Origin of the sequence: Streptomyces sp. NPDC059564 (assembly GCF_042735575.1) — a bacterium.
In the GTDB taxonomy this organism is placed as follows: Bacteria; Actinomycetota; Actinomycetes; order Streptomycetales; family Streptomycetaceae; genus Streptomyces.
Genome location: NZ_JBHWBP010000539.1, coordinates 1 through 3,623, shown reverse-complemented (window position 1 = coordinate 3,623; position 3,623 = coordinate 1). Strand labels below are relative to the sequence as shown.

The following is a 3,623-nucleotide window of genomic DNA, read 5'->3' as shown; positions in this document are numbered from 1 at the left end:
CTCATCTGCCCCCTCGCGCCAGCCGATGCCCCTCTTCGATCAAGAGCATGGCGAAAGTCCCGATCAGCTCTTCACCGAACTGCCCGCCGCGGCCAAACCACCGGAACCCGGAGCCCCGCCGCATGCCCTGAGGCGGGGCTCCTGCATACGCGCCCTGGCGGAGAGCCGACCACTGGGCAATTACTGAGTCGGGAGGTTTGCAGCCGGCCAGAGCGTCGCCGACCCAGCGGCGAGCTGTCAGCTCAGGGCCTCGCCGCGCAGAATTGTCCGCATGAACGGCATCAGGCCCAAGCCCGGGTCGCCTGTCGTACTGCAAACAGTACGTGTGAGCATCTCTGCACGTTGAGCCCTGTATAGGGCAGGATCAAGAGTGGACGGAGCGGTGGAGCGGCGAACGCAGGGGGCTCACTGTGGCACTCGATGTCCACGAAGCAGTAGCGGGTGGGGAGCTCGTCGAGCTGACGCTGGCAGCACTTGGCAGTCGGCGACAGCAGGTATCGCTTCCCCTGCCGCTTCAAAACCCAGCGCAACTACCGCTCCACGAGCTACAGCCCGAGGTCTTTGAACGCCTGGTCGCAGAGATGGTGAGTCGCCACGACAACCGCGGCGTCCAGTTCTATGGGCGCAGCGGTCAGAAGCAACATGGGCTGGACGTCGTCGAGCGGGAACCAGGTGGGCTTCGTTCGCTGTACCAGGTGAAGCGCTACGCCTCTCTTACGCGCCCCTTGATCCGCTCTGCGGTAGTGGACTACGCCGGGTCTCCCCGCCCTTCCGGCCACTGTGAGCCGCCGCGTCTCTTCAACCCACATCGGTTCGTCGTAGTGACATCGGCTTCCCTAGATTCTGATACCGCCTGGGTTGAGGAGGTCACCGATCTCCAGGATGAGTACACGGGTGACCTGGAGATCGAGTTCTGGGGAGCGGAGGCCGTTAGTCGGAAGTTGCGGGATGCGCCCAATCTGGTGGCGTCCGTGTTTGGTCCCACGTGGAGTGAGGCCTGGTGTGGAGTTACACGTCCCCCAATGGATCCAGCAGCTCCACCATCACTGGGCCTGGTCAGCGGGCCTGTCGCTGTCCTCAATCTAGAGTCCATCGAGACGGACGCCAAAGAGGCGGAGGGGGCGGATCCTGCTCAATCAGAGCGGTTGTACGGGCTTCTCGCCCAGGCACTCTTGGATGGGAACTTCCCGGGTCATGCCGCCCAGTTCCGTGGCCGTCAGGCTGAGATGGCGCGGCGGGCCGGGGATACGGCCAAGGCCTTTGACATCCTGTTCTGCCTGAAGTTGGACCGGGTCAGCAGCGGCGGAACAGAGGGTAACGTCCGCGCTTTGGAGGCGGTCGCATCCGAAGCTGGCCAGCTAGCGACAGCGAAATGGTCGGTCCTCAGCGCAGTGGCCAACTGGTACGAGCAGGGCAGTCAACTCCTGGTGACCGTTCCCGCGCTGCGCGTGATCGCGGCTGCGGGCGACTTGCACACAGGCCTGTTGTCTGTCTCGTCCTAGAGCACGCTGCAGTCGACGGTCTTTATGACGCCGATCCACACCGTTCGCTCGTCGTTGAGCAGGAGAACGCACCATCCACTCATTTGGTGGCGCTGCGTGAACTTTCCCGTGGGGCAGACAGTCGGGACCCTGTGATCCGCGCCCGCTTGAAAGTGGCGCTAGCTGATTCCACGTTGCGACTCACCTCGTCACCGCAGGAGGTGGAAGCCAGCTATGGCCAGCTTCTGAGCGAGGCTGGTGCGGGAAGGTACCGGCATGCCCGTGGTTTGATTACGTCGCGTGCGGCGCATGCATTCGCCATACACGGCGATGCAGCACGTGCGGACGCTCTCTGGAATCAGTCAGTTCTGGCCACCAGCGAAGATGGGCTGCTTGGTGATGCTCGCCTTGCTCTGCGGTCACTACGCCTACTCGCGATTGACCGCGGCTCGTTCGACGTCGGCCTCGCCGCCTGACATGTGGGGTCTGTGGCAGGCGCCGCAACCGGTGATCAGCCGGTCAGGGAGTCGTCGATGTCTCGGGCGGCGCGGTATCCGCTTTCAATGGCCCCGTCGATGAAGGACCGCCAGGCGGCCGCCGAGTCGGCGCCCGCGAAGAACAGCCGTCCCTCGGTCGTCCGCAGTTCCGGGAGGACTCGTGTCAGCTGTCCGGGGCGGTAGATGCACCAGGTGCCCAGTGCCAGGGGGTCGTTGGCCCAGTCCCATCCGACGATGGATTCGACCTCGGTGCCAGGCAGCAGTGGCTGCAGCGCCTCCTGCATGCCGGCGGTGTCGTCGAAGGCGGTCATGGGAAGGCGGTTCGGGTTGGCGGAGAACACGATCAGCCAAGTCCCTTGCGGGCTGCGGGCGTAGGTCACCGCCCAGTTGACCGCCTGCTCCTCGGGGGCCAGCACGCTGACGTTGCCGATGTCGCCCTTCACCTTCACGAACGTCTTCCTGCCGGCACCCGCGTGCCGTTCCTGCGAAGCGGTCCGCTTGACCAGGGACAGGGACGGCTCGAACTCCACACTGTTCAGCACGTTCATGGGCAGAGCGATCAAGGCGGCCGAAGCCTCGACGCTCTCGCCGCCTTCGACCTCGACACGCACCCCGTCGCCGGTCTGCGCGACCCGCCGCACCGTCGCGCCGAGGCGGAACTCGGCGAGCTGCGCCTGCCCCGCGATGGCCTCGATGAGCGCGCGCGTGCCCTTCACCAGTTTCGTCGCCGACAACGCGGCCATGGCCAGCCCCGCGTTCCAGCCCGACAGGGCATGGGTCCGGAAGAACTCGGTCGCGGCGGCCTGATCGAGCGGGCCGAAGGCCAGCAGGCAGCACATGGCCTCCACCCAGTCCCGCTGCTCCGGCTTGACGTGCAGGGTCTCGAGGTGTTGGCGCAGCGACCGGTCACCGAGGCCCTCGGGGTCCGGCCCCCACGTGGGCGCGTACGGCTCGGGGAACAGGGCCATGGACGGCGCACAGAACTCGTCCAGCACCTCCACCGCCCGGGCGACGTCGTCGTCGGACAGGTCCACGAGGTGGCCACTCGACACGACCGCCTGCCGCAGCCCCTCCACCACCGGGAACGTCTCGGTCTCGATGCCGTAGCGGTTGATCTCCGCCCACACATTCGGCTGCAACGGATGAACCCACGTACCGCCGAACTCCATCGGATGCCCGTCGTGCTCCTTGGTGTAGGTCCGCCCGCCCAGCCGGTCCCGCGCCTCCAGCAACACGGCACGGCGCCCCCGCATCGACAGCTCACGCGCGGCCGTCACCCCGGCGAAACCGCCACCGACGATCACCACATCCACTTGAGAATCTGACGTCGCCACGATCTGCTCCCTTACGGTCGACCGGCCGAAGCCTGTGTCACGCTGCGTACAGTGCCCGCTCCCAGGCCACGACGAAAAACTTCATGAACGGCGACCGGGTTCTCCAGGTGGCCGTGAACCCGGCGGGAAGAATAGATGCCCCCGGCAATGATCTCGATCTTCTCGCCGTCAGGAGTTACCAGCTCGGCCTCACCCTCGATCACATGAAACGTGTCGGTGGCCGCGGGCTTGTACGGGAAATCCGGGCCCTCCACGGGGCTGATCCGAATAACCCGCATCGTTCATGACGTTTCCCTCCGCAGGGAGGTCCG

Annotated in this window: 4 protein-coding genes; 2 read left to right on the top strand and 2 right to left on the bottom strand. The window is 65.7% G+C overall.

Annotated elements, in window-relative coordinates; all coding sequences use genetic code 11:
* Positions 1-410 precede the first annotated feature (410 nt).
* Both ACFV0Q_RS39725 and ACFV0Q_RS39720 read left to right on the top strand, forming a co-directional pair.
* Positions 411-1,502, top strand: coding sequence for a hypothetical protein (locus ACFV0Q_RS39725; protein ID WP_385012748.1), 1,092 nt, complete (start codon positions 411-413; stop codon positions 1,500-1,502).
* An 86-nt stretch (positions 1,503-1,588) separates the two neighbouring features.
* Complete coding sequence (locus ACFV0Q_RS39720) at positions 1,589-1,957, top strand: hypothetical protein (RefSeq protein WP_385012746.1); 369 nt, start codon at positions 1,589-1,591, stop codon at positions 1,955-1,957.
* Between the two features lie 35 nt (positions 1,958-1,992).
* Here ACFV0Q_RS39720 and ACFV0Q_RS39715 read toward each other — a convergent pair whose 3' ends face one another.
* Complete coding sequence (locus ACFV0Q_RS39715; protein WP_385012745.1) at positions 1,993-3,312, bottom strand: flavin monoamine oxidase family protein; 1,320 nt, start codon at positions 3,310-3,312, stop codon at positions 1,993-1,995.
* An 11-nt stretch (positions 3,313-3,323) separates the two neighbouring features.
* Positions 3,324-3,566 carry a hypothetical protein gene (locus ACFV0Q_RS39710; protein WP_385012743.1) on the bottom strand — a complete coding sequence of 81 codons (243 nt, stop codon included), beginning with the start codon at positions 3,564-3,566 and terminating at the stop codon, positions 3,324-3,326.
* Positions 3,567-3,623: the final 57 nt, after the last annotated feature.